The following is a 15,267-nucleotide window of genomic DNA, read 5'->3' as shown; positions in this document are numbered from 1 at the left end:
ACGGGCGCGTCCGCCGGACCGCGGTCGGCGAGGGAGCGGACCGGGCTGGCGGAGCTGTCGGGCAGCGGCGGGCCGAGGTGCAGGGGCCGACGCGGGGTGACGGGCGGGATCGGCGGCGGGTCGGGCAGGCGGACGCCTCCGAGGTCGACCGAACCGCTGTCGCGGCCGGAGATCTCGTGCGGGCCCGGCTGGTGCACGGTCTCCGGGACCGGCTCCGGCGCGGGCGGAGGGACCTCGTTGCCCCAGGCACCCTGGGCACCCGGCAACAGCAGCAGGTCTTCGTCCTCGGTTTCGGTGGTGGTCTCGGAGAGGTAGGTGTACGCACCGGGCGCGGGGGCGCCCGGCTGCTCCACCATGCCTGCACTCTCCGGCAGCCCCTCGCCCGGGACCTGGCCGGTGTCGGTCATGCGTACCCCTCGCCCATCGGTTAGTGCTCCTACGACCTGCTCGCCCGGAACGGCGCACCGACCGCCCCGCAGTGAAGAACGAGCGTGCGTCCCCAGCGGCACGAACGGTCCGCCCCGAAAAGGCGACAAAGCCATTCACTGGCATTGTTGCGGCCGTACCACCCTCACGGCAGCTTGATCCGCGACGGTTCCGCTGTGGACTGCGCCACGTTGCGCGCCCTTCGGTTCTGCCGTACCACACACACCCCAAAACGGGCGCGTTTTCCGGACATTGACCGACGAAGCGCCGGGCGTCCTGTGCGGTGCAGCGATCGGCCAGCCTACCGCGCGCAGTACGACAAGCCGATCACGGGGACGGTGCCGGGATCAGGCGCTGCGTCGCGGGAGCACGCCGCTGAGCAGGAACGCGACGCTCCGTTCCTTCTCCGTCCAGGCCCTGGTGTCGAGTTCGACGGACTGCAGCAGGGCGCACTCGACGCCGTAGCCGTGCTCGGTGAGGTCGCGGCCGATGAGTTCGGCGGCGTCGCGGGTGGCGGCGTGTGTGACGATGCGCTGCGGGCGTCGGTCGGCGACCGCCGAGACGACGGCCGCTCCCCCGCCGCCGACGCGGACGACGTCGGGTTCGGGGAGGTTCTCCAGGATGTGCGGGGCGGTGCCGTGCACGATCTGGAGCTGGACGCCGAGGCGGCGGGCTGCGGCGTCGGTGCGGGCGCAGGCGGACCGGTCGCTGTCGACGGCGAGCACGGCGGCGCCGGCCCGGGCGGCCTCGACGGCGAAGGCTCCACTGCCGCAGCCGATGTCCCACACGAGGTCGCCGACGCGGGGGCCGAGGCGGGCGAGTTGGGAGGCGCGCAGCAGCTGGGTCTCGCCCTCGCCGAGGTCCGCGCCGTAGGCGTCGGCGGGCAGGGTCCAGCCGCGTGGTCCGGCGGACGGGTCGCGGCCGGAGATCCAGCCGCCGGCCTCTCCCGCCGTCTCCGGCCGGGACGGGCCGCCGAGGACGATGACGACGTTGGGGTCGCGCCAGGTGTGGTCGGCGGCCTTGTCGGAGGTGACGACGGTGACGCGCTCGCGGCTGGTGCCGAGTTCCTCACAGATGACGAAGGATCGGTGGACTCCTTCGAGGAGCAGACCGAGTTCGGCGGGGCCCGCGCCGGGTGAGGTGAGGACCGCGACCTTGGCGTGGGCGCGGCATACGTTGACGGCGCGTCGCAGCGTGCGGGGGTGTGCGGCGACCACCTGTGCGTCATCCCAGGGCATACCGGCGCGGGCGAAGGCGGCGGCGACGGAGGAGACGGCGGGGACCACCTCCACCTCCAGGCCGAACTCGGGGGCGCGAAGGGTGCGTACGACGCCGAAGAACCCGGGGTCGCCGTCGGCGAGCACGACGGCCGTGCCGCGGTGGCCGGCGATACGACGGGCGGCGAGGGCGACACTGCCGAGGCGGATGCGCTCGGCGCCGGCGGGCACCTCGGGGAGCGCCAGGTGGTGGGCGGCGCCGGCCACGAGCGTGGCGGCACCCAGGGCGGCGCTCGCCGCGGCGGTCAGCGGCGAACCGTCCCAGCCGATCACCGTGACGCGGTCGGCCATCGTCGTCAGTCTCCAGGGGTTTTCGCAGGTCGTCTGCATGGCGTTGTGGGAAGCAGCCCGCGGGCGGGCTCCGTGAGGGTACCCGGTGGAGGTGACGGAGGGAGCCCCGGCGTCGTCGCCGTCGTCCCGCGGGTGGTTCCGGTCAGTTCCAGTCGCCGAAGGACGTGAAGCCGTCGCGGAGCTGCTCGCCGACGCCTTCGAGGTCCTCGGGGAGCAGGCTCCAGACGATGAAGTCGGTGCGTACGTCGGTCCAGGTGCCGTCCTCGGCACGGGCCCGGGCTATGCAGGCGTTGCGCAGCACACCTTCGCTGATGCAGCCGATCTTCTGGGCGACCTGCTGGGAGGCGGTGTTGTCGGCCGCGGTGCGCAGTTCGATGCGCTCGAACTTCTGGTCCGTGAAGAGCCACTGGGCGGTGACGAGGGCGGCCTCGGAGGCGTAGCCCTCGCCCCGGGCCCAGGGGGCGATGATGTACGACAGTTCGGTGGAGCGTACGTGCCAGTTGGTCTTGGTGAGCTGGATGACGCCGACCAGGCGCTGGGTGAGGAACTCGGTGACGGCGAAGTCGATTCCGCGTCCGCCGGTGCGCGCGGCGGGGGCGTACTCGGTGATCCAGGTGCGGGCGCCGTCCTCCGTGAAGGGCTGGGGGACGGACGTCCAGGCCGCCACCTGTTCGTCGTTCATCATCGCGGCCAGGGAGGCGACGTCGTCTTCGTCGAGGGGACGCAGCACCAACCGCTCCGTGCTGATGGAGATGTTGGGGAAGGTGCTCGTCATGCGCCGCTCCGTAACCTTCGGTGAACCTTCTGGGCATGCTGAACTGCCCAGCATGCAGCATGAAAGCACTGATCCGCACCACGGGACCCTGCCCATCGGGTGGGGGAAGGGCCCCGTGCGCGCGGCTGCCGGGCGTGGGCTCAGAAGGAGGCGAGCACCGAGCCGGCGTACTTGTCCTGGATGAACTTCTTCACCTCGGGCGAGGTGAGGAGCTTCGCGAGCTTCTTCACGCGCGGGTCGTCCTCCTGGCCCTTCTTCACGGCGAGGAAGTTGCCGTAGGGGTTGTTCTTCGGGGACTCCAGGATCAGGGCGTCCTCGGAGGGCTTGAGGTCGGACTCGATCGCGTAGTTGCCGTTGACGACGGCGGCGTCCACGTCGTCGAGGGAGCGCGGGGTCTGGGCCGCCTCCAGCTCCTTGAACTTCAGGTTCTTGGGGTTCTTGGTGATGTCGGAGGGGGTCGCCTCGTTGCCGACGCCGGACTTGAGGGTGATGAGCCCGTTGGCAGCGAGGAGCTTGAGGGCGCGGGCCTCGTTGACCGTGTCGTTGGGGATGGCGACGGTCGCACCGCTCTTCAGGTCGCCGGCCTTCTCGACCTTGTGGGAGTAGAGGCCGAGCGGCTCCAGGTGGACCGTGACGACGGGCACGATGTCGGTGCCGTTCTTCTTGTTGAAGTCGTCGAGGTACGGCTTGTTCTGGAAGTAGTTGGCGCCGACCGAGCCGTCCTGCGTCGCCGTGTTCGGCGTGACGTAGTCGGTGAACTCCTTGACCTCCAGGTCGAGGCCCTCCTTCTTCGCCAGGTTGTCCTTGACGTAGGTGAGGATCTCGGCGTGCGGGACGGGGCTGGCGGCGACGATCAGGGGGCCGTCGGTGCCGGAGCTGCCGGAGCCGCAGGCGCTGAGCCCCAGGGTGAGGGCTCCGGCGGCGAGCGCGGCGGTGGTGATCTTGGCGGTGTTACGCACGAAAAGTGCCTTTCCTTATGGCCTTGCGGGTGGTGCTGCCCCGTTGTGGGTGAACGGGGAGGTCAGGAAGCGGCTTTGAGCAGCCGCAGTCTGGGGGCGGGGCCGGAGTGGGCGCCGCGGCGGTGCAGGGAACGGGCCGCGTAGTCACCGGCGAACTGGATCACCGAGATGACGACGGCGAGGATCGCGACGGTGATCCACATCAGCTGGGTCTCGAAGCGCTGGTAGCCGTACCGGATGGCGATGTCCCCGAGGCCTCCGGCGCCGACCGTGCCCGCCATGGCGGAGTAGCCGATGAGGGCGACGATCGTGGTGGTGGTGCTGGAGATCAGCGACGGCAGGGACTCGGGAACGAGGACCTTGCGGACGATGGTCCAGGTGTTGCCGCCCATGGACTGCACGGCCTCGACGAGCCCGTGGTCCACTTCGCGGACGGCCGTCTCGACCAGGCGCGCGAAGAACGGGATGGCGCCGACGGCGAGCGGCACGATGGCGGCCTCGACACCGATGGTCGTCCCGGTGATCGAGCGGGTGAAGCCCATCAGCGCGACCATCAGGATGATGAACGGCAGGGAGCGGGCGATGTTCACGATCTGCCCGATGACCTTGTTGGCGGCGAGGTTCTGGAGCAGGCCGCCGCGGTCGGTGAGGACCAGCAGGATGCCGAGGGGCAATCCGCCGACGACGGCGATGAGCGTGGACCAGCCCACCATGTAGAGCGTGTCCCAACACGCCTGCTCCAGCAGGGGCTGCATCTCGGACCAGGTCACTTGGCACCTTCCTTCACCAGTACGGACTCGTGGCCCGGGAGGTCGATCTGCAGGCCCTTCTCGCGCAGGAAGCCGATCGGCACGACGTTGTCCTCGTAGCGGCCGGGCAGTTCGATGCGCATCCGGCCGACCTGGAGGCCGCCGACGGTGTCGATGGCGGCGCCGAGGATCGAGATGTCGATGTTGTAGGTGCGGGCCAGCTGCGAGATGACGGGCTGGGTGGCGCTCTCGCCCTGGAAGGTGACGTCGACGACGGTGCGGTCCTCGCCGGAGGCCTCGCCGTCGAGCGGGAAGAGCGCCGAGGCGAGTTCGGAGCCGGGGGTCGCGAGGAGCTCGCTGACCGTGCCGGACTCGACGATGCGCCCGTTCTCCATGAGGGCGGCCGAGTCGCAGACCGACTTCACGACGTCCATCTCATGGGTGATGAGCAGAACGGTCAGGCCGAGCTGCCGGTTGAGGTCGCGCAGCAGTGCCAGGATCGAGCGGGTGGTCTCCGGGTCGAGGGCGCTGGTGGCCTCGTCGGACAGCAGCACCTTCGGGTCCCCGGCGAGCGCGCGGGCGATGCCGACACGCTGCTTCTGACCGCCGGAGAGCTGAGCCGGGTAGGACTTCGCCTTGTCGGCGAGGCCCACCAGGTCGAGCAGCTCCAGCGCCTTGCGGGAACGCTCCTTGCCGCTCTTGCCGAGGATCTCCAGGGGCAGTTCGACGTTGTCCTGGACGGTCCGGGACGACAGCAGGTTGAAGTGCTGGAAGACCATGCCGATGCGGCTGCGCGCCTGCCGCAGTTCCTTTCCGGCGCGCGGGCCGCGGCCGGCCAGGGCGGTGAGGTCCTGCCCGGCGACGGTCACGGTGCCGGCCGTGGGGCGTTCCAGCAGGTTGACGCAGCGGATGAGCGAGGACTTGCCGGCGCCGGACTGGCCGATGACGCCGTACACCTCACCTTCGCGGACGTGCAGGTCGACGCCGTCCAGGGCGGTGACCTCGCGGCCGCGTGCACGGTAGACCTTGGTCAGGCCCGAGGTGGTGATCACTGGGATTCCGTCACTGTCGAGTGCGCGGGCGTGGGTGTGCCCGGGCACAGGTGCATTCGGTCAGGGACGCGACACGGTTCTCGCTGGAGAGTGGAACCGGGGAGAAACATGTGCGCGGGGCGGCCTCGGGTCACGCAGCGCTCAGGACGCGCGGACGGGCCGCGTCTCGCTTCGGGGCGCGAGCTCAGGGGGTGATGCGGGGGCCCTCTAGAAGGCGCACATTCGACACATACAACGAGCACCGGGCGTCATGGTCGCCTCGGTCGCGGGGATGCGGTCGCTCGTCGTGGTCATGCCGTCAGTAAAACACGCGTACGGTCCTTACCGGCCCTCCGCTGTCCGGATGCTGGACAGCGGTGGACGGGGCCGAGGCCTGTCAGGCGCGCGGGGAGATCTCCACGCCCCGCTCGGTGACCAGTGCGGACAGGGCCGACAGGTTCTCGACGACCAGATCGGCGTGCAGTTCGTGAGCCTGGTGGGTTGTGGTCAACGCCACGGTGGTCATGCCGGCGGCGCGGCCGGATGCCAGGCCCGCGGGGGCGTCCTCGAAGACGACGCAGTGCGCCGGTTCGACACCGAGGGCGCGGGCGGCGAGGAGGTAGGGCTCGGGGTCGGGCTTGCCGCGCGTGATGTCGTCGGCCGCGACGAGGGTCTTGGGCAGGATGCCGACGGCGTCGAGCCGGGCCTCGGCCAGGCGCCGGGTGGCGGAGGTGACGACCGCCCAGCGGTCGCCGGGCAGGGAGTCGAGGAAGTCACGGGTGCCGGGCAGCAGGTGCACACCGCCGCCCGGCACGTCGTCGACTTCCAGGTCCTCGATGCGGGCGACGGCCTGCGGGACGATCTCGGCGGGCAGCAAATCGGCGGCTATGTCGGCGGCCGGCCGGCCGTGCAGCTCGACCCGGGCGAACTCCTCGGCCGTGATCCTGTACTCCGTGGCCCACCGTGTCCAGCAGCGGTCCACCGAGGCGAGGGAGGAGACGAGGGTTCCGTCGTTGTCGAACAGCAGGGCCTGCGCGTGGATCGTCATGCCCTCGACCCTACGGTGCAGGCCAGGGCCGCAGGCATCGGGCCTTTTCGGCCGTAATAAGGTCGCAGCATGCTTGATGCCCTGACGCTGGTGACCGGCGTCGCCGCGCTGCTGCTCGCCGCCTGGTGCGGCTGGGCGGCCTACCGCGACCAGCCGACGAAGGACTGGCACTTCATCGGGATGGCCGTGGTCACGCTGCTGTCGCTGATCCAGCTGGTGGCCGGGATCGTGCTGCTCGCGCGGGGCGAGAAGCCGGAGCAGGGCACGACGATCTTCGTGGCGTATCTGCTGGGGGCGTTCGCCTGCGTCCCGGCGGCCGGGTTCATGTCGCTGGCCGAGCGGACGCGGTGGGGCTCGGTGACGGTGGCCGCCGGCGGTGTGGTGCTGGCGGTGCTGGAGGTGCGCCTCTATGACATCTGGGGAGGCTGAGGTGAGCCGGCGCCGGCTGATCAGCGGTCCGGGCACGCTGCTGGTGTGGCTGTACGGCGTGATGGTCGTGGGGGCGGTGTCGCGGTCCGCGTATCAGATCGCGACCGAGTTCGACCGGGCGCCGCTCGCGTACTCGCTGTCGGCGGTGGCCGGTGTCGTGTACGGGTTCATCACGTACTCGCTGGTGCGGGGCGGGGAGACGGCGCGGAGGGCTGCGCTGGCGTGCTGTGTCGCCGAGTTGGTGGGCGTGCTGACGGTGGGGACGTGGACGTTGATCGAGCCGTCGGCGTTTCCGGATGCGACCGTGTGGTCGGACTTCGGGATGGGCTACCTCTTCATTCCGGTGATCTTGCCGGTGTCCGCCATCTACTGGCTGCGGGCTTCCCGTGCGCGCGACGGGGATGCCGCCTGAGGTTCGTCAGGCGGCCGCGGGCCGTCCGTGGCTCATAGCGCCCACGCGGCGGAGCCGCATATGGGCACAGCCCCGCGCCCCTGAAGAAGGCCGGTCATCACGCCGTCGCCGCGTACGTGCTCGCCGGCTTCTCCAGGACGATCATCGGTACGCCGTCCGCGCCCTGGGACGTGCCCACCGTCTCGTAGCCGACCTTGCGGTAGAGGCGGAGGTTGCCCTCGCTGCGGTGGCCGGTGTGGAGGCGGAAGCGGGTGGCGCCGTGCTGGTCGGCGAGGGCGGACTCGGCTGCCCGGAGCAGGCGGGCGCCGATGCCGTGCCCTTGGAGGCGCGGGTGGACGCAGAGCTTGCCGATGCCGGCGGCACCGTCCTCGGTGACCGAGCCGCGGACCGAGCCGACGACCTCCTCACCGAGCCGGGCCACGAAAACGCAGTCGCGGGTGACCTCCTCGCGGACCGAGTCGAGGGTTTGGACGAGCGGGTCGATGCGGTAGTTCCCGTACAGGGCCGCCTCCGTCTGGAAGCACAGGTACTGCAGTCTGAAGATCTGCTCCGCGTCCTGCTCGGTCGCCGCAGAGATGGTCACGCTCATGCCCATGTGCGCACGCCTCCCGCTCATCTGATCACCGGTCGTCCCCCACTCCTATCCCCGTCCTCAGCGGGCCGCAACCTCCGGTGTGAGCAATCTTCGGAGACATCCGAGACATCTGGAACGTTCCGGGCCAAGGCTCCCCTGTGAGATACCCAACTCCCCTGCGATTTCCCGGTATGTCAGGTCCTGCGGCGACAGCAGGGCCTCCATCAGCCGGGGGCAGCGGCCCGGGAGGCGGCGCACGGCCTCGCGCAGGGCCCGGCCGCGGGCCGCGGCGAGGGCGAGCTGTTCGGGATCGCGGTCCGGGTCGTCGACCGGTTCACCTGCGTACGGCCGTTCGAGACGGCTCGTACGGCGGGTGCGGCGCACCTCGGAGCGGACGGCACGGCGGAGCCACTGCTGCGGGTCGAGCGGCGGGCCCTCGGCGTCGAGGCGCTCCAGCAGGCGGAGCCAGACCGCCTGCTCCAGGTCGCCAGGCTCGGTTCCGGCGGAATATGCCTCCGCCGAGGCCTCGGCGGTGAGCAGCGGGCGCAGGGCGGTGACCAGGTCGTGCGTCATATGCGGAGCGACGCGGCCGCCCGGGCGGCGGGTTGCCCGGACGGCCGAAGCTCACTCGACCGGGGGGTGTGAACTCAGGCGTTGACGTGCTCAGCCGTTGAAGTCCTCGCGGGCCAGCAGACCCGTGTCGGGCTGGTCGGTGAAGACGCCGTCGATGCCGGTCGCGAAGTACGCCTTGTACGCGCCGAAGACGTCACCGTAGGCGTCCGCGTCCGTTCCCTTGCGGAAGTCGGCGGGCAGGAAGGGGTTCTCGTTGCGCATTGTGTACGGGTGCAGGATCAGGCCGGCCTTGTGCGCGTCGGAGACGAGCGTCGTGGGCCGGGTGAGGCGGCCCTGGGCGTCGCGCGGGATGACCAGGTCCAGGGTCGGGCCGATGCCACGCGCGTAGGAGGCGATCTCCCTGAGGCCGGCCGGCTTGACCAGGTCGGCGACCGTGCGCGGGTCGCCGGTCTCGACGAAGTCCCAGGGGCGGGAGTTCGCCGAGGACAGCAGGACGACGAGCGGGTTGTCGACGAGCCTGTGCAGGCTCTGGACGCTGGTCGGTTCGAAGGACTGGAGGATGACCGGGGAGGTGCGCCGGTCCTTGCGGTACTTGCGCAGCAGCTTGGCGACGCGCTCCTCCAGCGGCAGGCCCTGCTTGCGGAAGTAGGTGGGGTGCTTGAGCTCGGGGTAGATCCACACCTGCCTGCCGCGCTTGCGGGTCTGCTCCTCCTGCCATCTGAGGACCTCTTCGAAGGTGGGGATCTCCCAGCGGCCGTCGTAGAGGGTGTTGTGCGGACGGTTGGCCGGGATGCGTTCGACGGCGCGCAGGGTCTTCAGCTCGGCGAGCGTGAAGTCCTCGGTGAACCAGCCGGTGGTGGAGACGCCGTCGAGCAGCTTGGTCTTCTTGCGGCCGGCGAACTCGGGGTGGTCGGCGACGTCGGTGGTGCCGCCGATCTCCGGCTCGTGACGGCAGACCAGGTGTCCGTCCTTCGTCGGGACCAGGTCGCCCGCCTCGACGATGTCGGCGCCCATGTCGAGGGCCAGCTGGTACGACCCGAAGGTGTGCTCCGGACGGTAGCCGCTGGCGCCGCGGTGGCCGATGATCGTCGGCCTGGGCAGGCTTCCCGGTCCGCCGCCGCCCCGGGCGCCGTCCGCTCGCGCGGCGCCGGCCGTGCCGAGGACCGCTCCCCCGGCACCGAGGACCGCCGCGCCGAGCAGAGCCCGCCGTCCGGTTCCGCCCGCTCCGGCACCGCTCGTTTCTTCGTTCGACTCCTGCGTTCCCATGAGCGCCCTCCCTGCCCTTCGGCTCGTCAGTGCGGGCCGATCGTAGGGGCGCGTACATGACCGGTGGGAGACCTCGGGCCGAACACGCGGGTGACGTCGGATGTCGTAGTGGCTGGTGGGGAGGATGAATTGACGGTCCGTCGTGTCTGTTCGATTCGGTCGGGCGGTTCTGGGAACGCGTTCGATGTGCTCCGGGGCGATGTGTGTCACATCATGTCGCCGGCGTTTCGCTCGTCCGGCTGCGCGTCACCGCAGGTAAACACGCGTCAACAATGCGTAAGACCTGGGTGAAGTCGCCGTGCCCGATGTGCGCGATGCCCGGGGCCGCGAGTATCGTCCTCACCTGCACAGACTCATACAGAACCCCTTGACACCGGAGGGTCCGTTGTCCCGCTTCGCACTCATCAAGGCAGTGCTCGGCCCGGTCATGCGCCTGATGTTCCGCCCACAGGTGGAGGGTGCGGAGCACATTCCCGGCAACGGCCCGGTCATCCTGGCCGGCAACCACCTGACGTTCATCGACTCGATGATCCTGCCGCTGGTCTGCGACCGTCAGGTCGTCTTCATCGGCAAGGACGAGTACGTGACGGGCAAGGGCCTCAAGGGCCGGCTGATGGCCTGGTTCTTCACCGGCGTCGGCATGATCCCGGTGGACCGCGACGGCGGCCGGGGCGGTGTCGCGGCGCTGATGACCGGGCGGCGGGTGCTGGAGGAAGGCCGCATGTTCGGCATCTACCCGGAGGGGACGCGGTCGCCCGACGGGCGGCTGTACCGGGGGCGGACGGGGATCGCCCGGCTGACCCTGATGACGGGGGCGCCGGTGGTTCCCTTCGCCATGATCGGGACGGACAAGTTGCAGCCGGGCGGGGCGGGGCTGCCGCGGCCGGGCAAGGTCACCGTGCGGTTCGGTGAGGCGATGGAATTCTCCCGGTACGAGGGGATGGACCGGGACCGCTACGTGCTGCGGGCCGTGACCGACTCGGTGATGGCGGAGGTCATGCGGTTGTCCGGGCAGGAGTACGTGGACATGTACGCGAGCAAGGCGAAGGAAGCGGCGTAGGTTTTTCGAGGCGCGGGCGGGCGTCGGGGGCTGGGAGCCGTTGGCGACTGCGGGTTGTGGGGGCTTGTCGCGCAGTTCCCCGCGCCCCTGACGGCGTTACCCCCGGACGTGGTCGGGTGGAACCCCGGGCCCGTGTCGCGCAGTTCCCCGCGCCCCTTTCAGGGCGTGAACCTCACGCGGGTTCCGTTCCGCCGTCTTCCAGTTTCTGGCCCCGCAGCAGGAACCACGCCGCCACCGCCGCGGCCAGCAGGACCGTCGCGCCCACGCCCGCAGCCAGGGCCAGGCCGTCGACGAAGGACGTGCGGGCCGCGTCCAGCATCACGCCGGCGCTGTGGGCGGGCATGTGTGCCGCCGCCTCGACCGCGCCGCCCAGCGACTCGTGGGCCGCGGCCGGGGTGCCCGCGGGGCCGGTGAAGTCGCGGTAGACGCCGGTCACGATCGAGCCGAGCGCGGCGATGCCGAGCGCGGCACCGAGTTCGTAGGCCGTCTCGGAGACCGCGGACGCGGAGCCCGCCTGCTCCTTGGGCACGCTGGAGAGGATCACGTCGGCGGTCACGGTGAACGAGAGGCCGGCGCCCACGCCGACCACGAGGAGCGCGGTCCCGAGCAGCGGATAGCCGGTTGACTGGCCGAGCACTGTGAGCGCCGCCAAGGCCAGGCCTATCGCCGCCAGGCCACCGGAGACGGCCGCCCGCACCGAGAAGCGCCGGGCCGCACGCCCCGCGACCAGTCCGGCCACCACCGCGCCGATCGCCGCGGGCAGTTCGGCCAGCCCGGCCTCGAAGGGGCGCCTGCCCTGGACGAGTTGCAGGTACTGCGACAGGAAGAACACCAGCCCGGACAGGCCGAGGATGGTCAGCAGATCGGCCAGCACCGCCCCGCTGAAACCGCGGTTGCGGAACAGCCGCATGTCCAGCAGCGGCGTCGGGAGCCTGAGCTGACGGCGGACGAACCCATACAGGGCGGCCGCCCCCAGCAGGCCCGCGGCCAGGGTGGTCCATGCGAAGCCATGGGTCGCCGCCTCCTTGATCGCGTACACGACGCCGATCATGCCGACCAGCGACAGCACGACGCTGGCCAGGTCCCAGGGGCCGGGGTCGGCGGTGCGCGACTCGGGCAGCAGCTTGCTCCCGACCAGGACCAGCACGGCCATCACGGGCAGGTTGATGAGGAAGACCGACCCCCACCAGAAGTGCTCCAGCAGGAACCCGCCGACGATCGGGCCGACGGCCGTACCGGCGGAGGCGGTGGCGCCCCAGATGCCGACGGCGAGACTGCGCTCGCGCGGGTCGTGGAAGAGGTTGCGGATCAGGGCGAGCGTGGCCGGCATCAGGGTCGCGCCGGCGACGCCGAGCAGGGCCCGCGCGACGATCATCATCTCGGGGGTCGTGGCATAGGCGTTGAACACGGATATCGCGCCGAACGCCGTGGCGCCGACGAGCAGGATCCGCTTGCGGCCGATGCGGTCGCCGAGGCTGCCCATGGAGACGAGCAGACCGGCGATGACGAACGAGTAGACGTCGCCGATCCACAGCAGCTGGGTGCCGGAGGGCTTCAGGTCCTCGCTGATGTAGGGAGTCGCGAGACCGAGGACGGTCGCGTCGACGGCCACCAGCAGCACGGCGAGCACGAGAACGCCGAGCGCGAGCCAGCGGCCCGGGCGGTTCACCACCTCGCTCGTCGACGCCGGCTGCAGGGTGCTGGTCATGATTCCTCTCTCCTGAGTGCGCCGCCGAGCAACAGCTCGACGATCATGTGCTGGAAGTCCTTGGGCGCGCCCTTGCCGCTGTGCACCAGCCAGGCGCCGGAGGCCATCAGGCCGTACAGCGCCTCGGTGAGCCAGGCGGGCGTGAGGTCGATGCGGAACTCGCCGCTGAGCTGGCCGCGGCGGAACAGGGCGGAGATCCGCTCGTCGATCAGGGCCCAGCCCGCGTTCTGCTCCTCGCCCTCGAACAGCTGGTTCTCGGTGTAGAGGAACGCGAGCAGTCCGGCGGCCGGCTCGATGGCTCCGACCAGCCGGCGTACGGCGTCGCTCGCCGTGCCCTCGTCGAGCCGGGCCGCGTCCAGCGCGGCCTCGCACTCCGCGATGCCGAGCGCCTCCAGCGCCCGGACGAGGGCGTCACGTCCGGCGAAGTGGCGGTGCAGCGTGGCCCGGCTGATCCCGGCGGCCTTGGCGACCTCGTCCATGGTCGCGGTGGATTTGCGGGTCAGCAGGGCCGCGGCGGCGCGCAGCACGTGCTCAGGATCGACAGCCATGAGACGAGCGTACCTCATATGAGACATGAATGTCTCACACGGAGTATGCGTGGCTCACGGCTGCCGCGCCAGTGGGGCGGAGGGTGCTCAGTGCCAGGGCAGCTGCGCGCGGCGCTCCCAGTACGCCCGCGGCTCCTCGGTCAGGGTGGCGAGGCGGGTCAGCTGGTCGTCGTCGAGGTCGACGACCGCAGCGTGCAGGTTCGAGGCGAGCTGGTTGGTGGTCGCGGCGCCGGAGAGGACGACACCGGCCCAGGGCTGCCGGAGGATGACGGCCAGGGCGACGGCGTCGCAGCCCAGCCCTGCCTGCTCGGCGATCTCCCGCACGACCTGCGGGGCGTGCGGCCCGGCCAGTCGGCCGTTGGCCATGCCCTCCTTGACGATCACGGTGAGCCCGGCGTCGTGCGCCTCGGCGAGCGCGGGGGCGGCGGAGGTCTCCAGCGCGTTGTATGTGGACTGCACCGTGCGGAAGAGGGGTTCGCCGTCGACCGTCACGGCGAGGGCGGCGCGGATCGCCTCCGCCTGCGCGGGGCCGCTGGTGGAGAAGCCGACGGTGAGGCCCCGCTCGGCGGCTTCGGCGAGCCTGGCGTGCAGTTCCTTGTCGGTGAGCGCCGGGCTGTCCGGGGTCACCGAGTGGATCTGGTAGAGGTCGAGCCGGTCGCCGAGCAGCGTCTCGCTCTCCGCGCGCTGCCGTTCGTAGGTGGCGAGGGTGTGGTCCTTGACCTCGTGCTGTTCGGCGTCCGTGGACCAGCCGGCGGTGTAGGTGTAGCCCCACTTGCTGCCCACGACGATGTCGCCGAAGGCCGGCCTGGCCTTGAGCCATTCGGCGAGGAACTCCTCGGAACGGCCGTAGGAGCGGGCTGCGTCGAAGTAGCGGACGCCCTGGGCGTAGGCGGCGTCGAGGAGTTCGTGGGTGCGGGTGCGCAGCGTTTCGACGCTGCGGTCCTCTCCGAGGTCTTGGTCGCGGCCGAGGTTGATGTAGCCCGGGCGCCCCACGGCGGCGAGGCCCAGTCCGATGTGGCAGGTGGGGGTCGTTGCGGTTGCCAGTCGGGCGAAGGGCATCGCGGGCTCCGTTCGGTCGGGTCCGTTTCGGCTCCGACCCAACGTAACCCGCGATGACCTTCGCCTCAGAGCTCGGTTCTCACGGTGTTTCGGCGAGTACAGGCACGTCGTGGCGTGTCGCGCGGTTCCCCGCGCCGCTAAAGGGTGTTGCAGAAGGCTTGGTGGCGGCACGTCCGGGTGATGGCTGGCCTGCTGCTTCACCCTGTCATGGCGAGGTTGTGCATGGTGGCGACGGCCTGCACGGCGTGATGGAGGCCGTCGCCCCTTTGGCGGCAGTCGCGCAGGAGCTTCCAGTTCTTCATCCGGGCGAAGGTGTGCTCGACGCGGGCCCGCACCCGCCGGAGTTCGGCGTTGTCTTCCTCCTGGCCGCGCAGGAGAGGGCAGCGCGTCTTACGCGTGTCGCTGGAAGCCGTCATAGCTGGTTGTTCAGTAGCCGACGGTGAAGCGTCGGTTGAGGTGGCGGGGGTTTTCGATCTCGTCGACGAGGGCTGCGGCGTAGTCTTCGTAGGAGATGCGGGCCTGGCCGTCGTCGCCGACGACAGGGTGGTCCAAGCCGGTGCGGTAGTCACCGGTGCACGTGCCGGGAGTGAAGTGGACCGGAGGCGGGGACAGGTAGGTCCAGGTCACGTCGTCTCCGAGGGCGAGGTAGGCGTCGAGGGCGCGGATCTGGCCGATGGCGTAGGGCTTGAACTCCTCCGGGAAGCCGGGGGCGTCGAAGAAGCGCACGCCCTCGCCGTTGAGGAGGCTCGCGCCGCCGCCCATGTGGATGATGCGTGGGCCGGCCGGGCCCAGGGCGCGGACGGCCGACGCGGCGGCGGCGACGGCGTTCGTATAGAGGGCGGCGTCCGGGCCGCCGACGGTCAGCACGATCGCATCGGCGTCCTTGGAGAGGGCGGCGACGGAGTCGGGATCGGTGACGTCGCCAGCACCCGCCTGCACGCCAACGGGGAGGGCGGACAGTGCGTCGAGGTCGCGGGCGACGGCCGTGACCTCGTGGCCGCGTGCGGCGGCCTCGGCGACGACGCGGGAGCCGGCCTTTCCGGCGGCGCCGAAGACGGTGATCTTGCTCATGTCGGGGGTCC

16 protein-coding genes and 2 pseudogenes are annotated in these 15,267 nt (G+C 70.8%); 3 read left to right on the top strand and 15 right to left on the bottom strand.

Annotated features, from left to right (window positions below):
* From GTY56_RS39870 to GTY56_RS10865, 7 genes and pseudogenes are all read right to left on the bottom strand, one after another.
* Positions 1 to 407 (bottom strand): annotated as a pseudogene (locus GTY56_RS39870) (nicotinate-nucleotide--dimethylbenzimidazole phosphoribosyltransferase); the annotation flags it as partial.
* A gap of 366 nt (positions 408 to 773) precedes the next feature.
* Positions 774 to 1,994 carry a precorrin-6y C5,15-methyltransferase (decarboxylating) subunit CbiE gene (gene cbiE / locus GTY56_RS10890; RefSeq protein ID WP_161364857.1) on the bottom strand — a complete coding sequence of 407 codons (1,221 nt, stop codon included), beginning with the start codon at positions 1,992 to 1,994 and terminating at the stop codon, positions 774 to 776.
* Positions 1,995 to 2,136: 142 nt separating this feature from the next.
* A complete protein-coding gene (locus tag GTY56_RS10885) occupies positions 2,137 to 2,769 on the bottom strand; it encodes a GNAT family N-acetyltransferase (RefSeq protein ID WP_161364855.1) in 633 nt (210 codons plus the stop codon).
* Positions 2,770 to 2,909: 140 nt separating this feature from the next.
* Positions 2,910 to 3,728 carry a MetQ/NlpA family ABC transporter substrate-binding protein gene (locus tag GTY56_RS10880; protein ID WP_161364853.1) on the bottom strand — a complete coding sequence of 273 codons (819 nt, stop codon included), beginning with the start codon at positions 3,726 to 3,728 and terminating at the stop codon, positions 2,910 to 2,912.
* 62 nt (positions 3,729 to 3,790) lie between these two features.
* Positions 3,791 to 4,498: a methionine ABC transporter permease MetI gene (locus tag GTY56_RS10875; RefSeq protein ID WP_161364850.1), complete on the bottom strand. Its 708-nt coding sequence runs from the start codon at positions 4,496 to 4,498 to the stop codon at positions 3,791 to 3,793.
* Entirely contained in the window at positions 4,495 to 5,529 is a 1,035-nt protein-coding gene (locus tag GTY56_RS10870) for an ATP-binding cassette domain-containing protein (protein ID WP_161364848.1), read from the bottom strand. Before GTY56_RS10870 ends, GTY56_RS10875 begins: the two co-directional genes overlap by 4 nt.
* Positions 5,530 to 5,905: 376 nt before the next feature.
* Entirely contained in the window at positions 5,906 to 6,556 is a 651-nt protein-coding gene (locus GTY56_RS10865; RefSeq protein ID WP_161364846.1) for an HAD family hydrolase, read from the bottom strand.
* Positions 6,557 to 6,625: 69 nt separating this feature from the next.
* Here GTY56_RS10865 and GTY56_RS10860 point away from each other — a divergent pair, with 69 nt between their 5' ends.
* Complete coding sequence (locus GTY56_RS10860) at positions 6,626 to 6,985, top strand: hypothetical protein (RefSeq protein WP_161364844.1); 360 nt, start codon at positions 6,626 to 6,628, stop codon at positions 6,983 to 6,985.
* Positions 6,966 to 7,397, top strand: coding sequence for a hypothetical protein (locus GTY56_RS10855; RefSeq protein WP_161364842.1), 432 nt, complete (start codon positions 6,966 to 6,968; stop codon positions 7,395 to 7,397). Before GTY56_RS10860 ends, GTY56_RS10855 begins: the two co-directional genes overlap by 20 nt.
* A gap of 97 nt (positions 7,398 to 7,494) precedes the next feature.
* On the opposite strand, the gene GTY56_RS10850 is transcribed toward GTY56_RS10855, so the two are convergent.
* From GTY56_RS10850 to GTY56_RS10840, 3 genes are all read right to left on the bottom strand, one after another.
* Positions 7,495 to 7,992 (bottom strand): GNAT family N-acetyltransferase, encoded by a 498-nt coding sequence (locus GTY56_RS10850; RefSeq protein WP_161364840.1) that lies wholly within the window; start codon positions 7,990 to 7,992, stop codon positions 7,495 to 7,497.
* Positions 7,993 to 8,049: 57 nt separating this feature from the next.
* Positions 8,050 to 8,544 carry an RNA polymerase sigma factor gene (locus GTY56_RS10845; RefSeq protein WP_161364838.1) on the bottom strand — a complete coding sequence of 165 codons (495 nt, stop codon included), beginning with the start codon at positions 8,542 to 8,544 and terminating at the stop codon, positions 8,050 to 8,052.
* Between the two features lie 90 nt (positions 8,545 to 8,634).
* On the bottom strand, positions 8,635 to 9,810 hold the full coding sequence (locus GTY56_RS10840) for a glycerophosphodiester phosphodiesterase (protein ID WP_161364836.1): 1,176 nt from the start codon (positions 9,808 to 9,810) through the stop codon (positions 8,635 to 8,637).
* A 385-nt stretch (positions 9,811 to 10,195) separates the two neighbouring features.
* On the opposite strand from GTY56_RS10840, the gene GTY56_RS10835 reads away from it, so the two are divergent.
* Positions 10,196 to 10,870, top strand: coding sequence for a lysophospholipid acyltransferase family protein (locus GTY56_RS10835; RefSeq protein ID WP_062925833.1), 675 nt, complete (start codon positions 10,196 to 10,198; stop codon positions 10,868 to 10,870).
* Positions 10,871 to 11,042: 172 nt separating this feature from the next.
* On the opposite strand, the gene GTY56_RS10830 is transcribed toward GTY56_RS10835, so the two are convergent.
* From GTY56_RS10830 to GTY56_RS10810, 5 genes and pseudogenes are all read right to left on the bottom strand, one after another.
* A complete protein-coding gene (locus GTY56_RS10830) occupies positions 11,043 to 12,578 on the bottom strand; it encodes an MFS transporter (RefSeq protein WP_161364834.1) in 1,536 nt (511 codons plus the stop codon).
* Positions 12,575 to 13,126: a TetR/AcrR family transcriptional regulator gene (locus GTY56_RS10825; protein WP_161364831.1), complete on the bottom strand. Its 552-nt coding sequence runs from the start codon at positions 13,124 to 13,126 to the stop codon at positions 12,575 to 12,577. The genes GTY56_RS10830 and GTY56_RS10825 overlap by 4 nt, the downstream gene beginning before the upstream one ends.
* 87 nt (positions 13,127 to 13,213) lie before the next feature.
* Positions 13,214 to 14,185, bottom strand: coding sequence for an aldo/keto reductase (locus GTY56_RS10820; protein ID WP_161364830.1), 972 nt, complete (start codon positions 14,183 to 14,185; stop codon positions 13,214 to 13,216).
* Between the two features lie 197 nt (positions 14,186 to 14,382).
* A pseudogene (locus GTY56_RS10815) lies at positions 14,383 to 14,580 on the bottom strand (transposase); the annotation flags it as partial.
* A 31-nt stretch (positions 14,581 to 14,611) separates the two neighbouring features.
* Positions 14,612 to 15,256, bottom strand: coding sequence for an NAD(P)-dependent oxidoreductase (locus GTY56_RS10810; protein WP_161364828.1), 645 nt, complete (start codon positions 15,254 to 15,256; stop codon positions 14,612 to 14,614).
* Between the last annotated feature and the right edge of the window lie 11 nt (positions 15,257 to 15,267).

Origin of the sequence: Streptomyces sp. SID5643 (assembly GCF_009872555.1) — a bacterium.
GTDB lineage: Bacteria > Actinomycetota > Actinomycetes > Streptomycetales > Streptomycetaceae > Streptomyces > Streptomyces iakyrus.
The sequence above is the reverse complement of the archived record's forward strand: the minus strand, read 5'-3'. Positions and strand labels throughout refer to the sequence as shown.

Bases quoted from the DNA above. Each gene is read 5' to 3' on its own strand.
- GTY56_RS10855 (WP_161364842.1), top strand. From the start codon at position 6,966: ATGACATCTGGGGAGGCTGAGGTGAGCCGGCGCCGGCTGATCAGCGGT.
- GTY56_RS10850 (WP_161364840.1), bottom strand. From the start codon at position 7,992: ATGGGCATGAGCGTGACCATCTCTGCGGCGACCGAGCAGGACGCGGAG.
- GTY56_RS10810 (WP_161364828.1), bottom strand. From the start codon at position 15,256: ATGAGCAAGATCACCGTCTTCGGCGCCGCCGGAAAGGCCGGCTCCCGC.
- cbiE (WP_161364857.1), bottom strand. From the start codon at position 1,994: ATGGCCGACCGCGTCACGGTGATCGGCTGGGACGGTTCGCCGCTGACC.
- GTY56_RS10830 (WP_161364834.1), bottom strand. From the start codon at position 12,578: ATGACCAGCACCCTGCAGCCGGCGTCGACGAGCGAGGTGGTGAACCGC.
- GTY56_RS10840 (WP_161364836.1), bottom strand. From the start codon at position 9,810: ATGGGAACGCAGGAGTCGAACGAAGAAACGAGCGGTGCCGGAGCGGGC.
- GTY56_RS10885 (WP_161364855.1), bottom strand. From the start codon at position 2,769: ATGACGAGCACCTTCCCCAACATCTCCATCAGCACGGAGCGGTTGGTG.
- GTY56_RS10845 (WP_161364838.1), bottom strand. From the start codon at position 8,544: ATGACGCACGACCTGGTCACCGCCCTGCGCCCGCTGCTCACCGCCGAG.
- GTY56_RS10865 (WP_161364846.1), bottom strand. From the start codon at position 6,556: ATGACGATCCACGCGCAGGCCCTGCTGTTCGACAACGACGGAACCCTC.
- GTY56_RS10860 (WP_161364844.1), top strand. From the start codon at position 6,626: ATGCTTGATGCCCTGACGCTGGTGACCGGCGTCGCCGCGCTGCTGCTC.
- GTY56_RS10825 (WP_161364831.1), bottom strand. From the start codon at position 13,126: ATGGCTGTCGATCCTGAGCACGTGCTGCGCGCCGCCGCGGCCCTGCTG.
- GTY56_RS10820 (WP_161364830.1), bottom strand. From the start codon at position 14,185: ATGCCCTTCGCCCGACTGGCAACCGCAACGACCCCCACCTGCCACATC.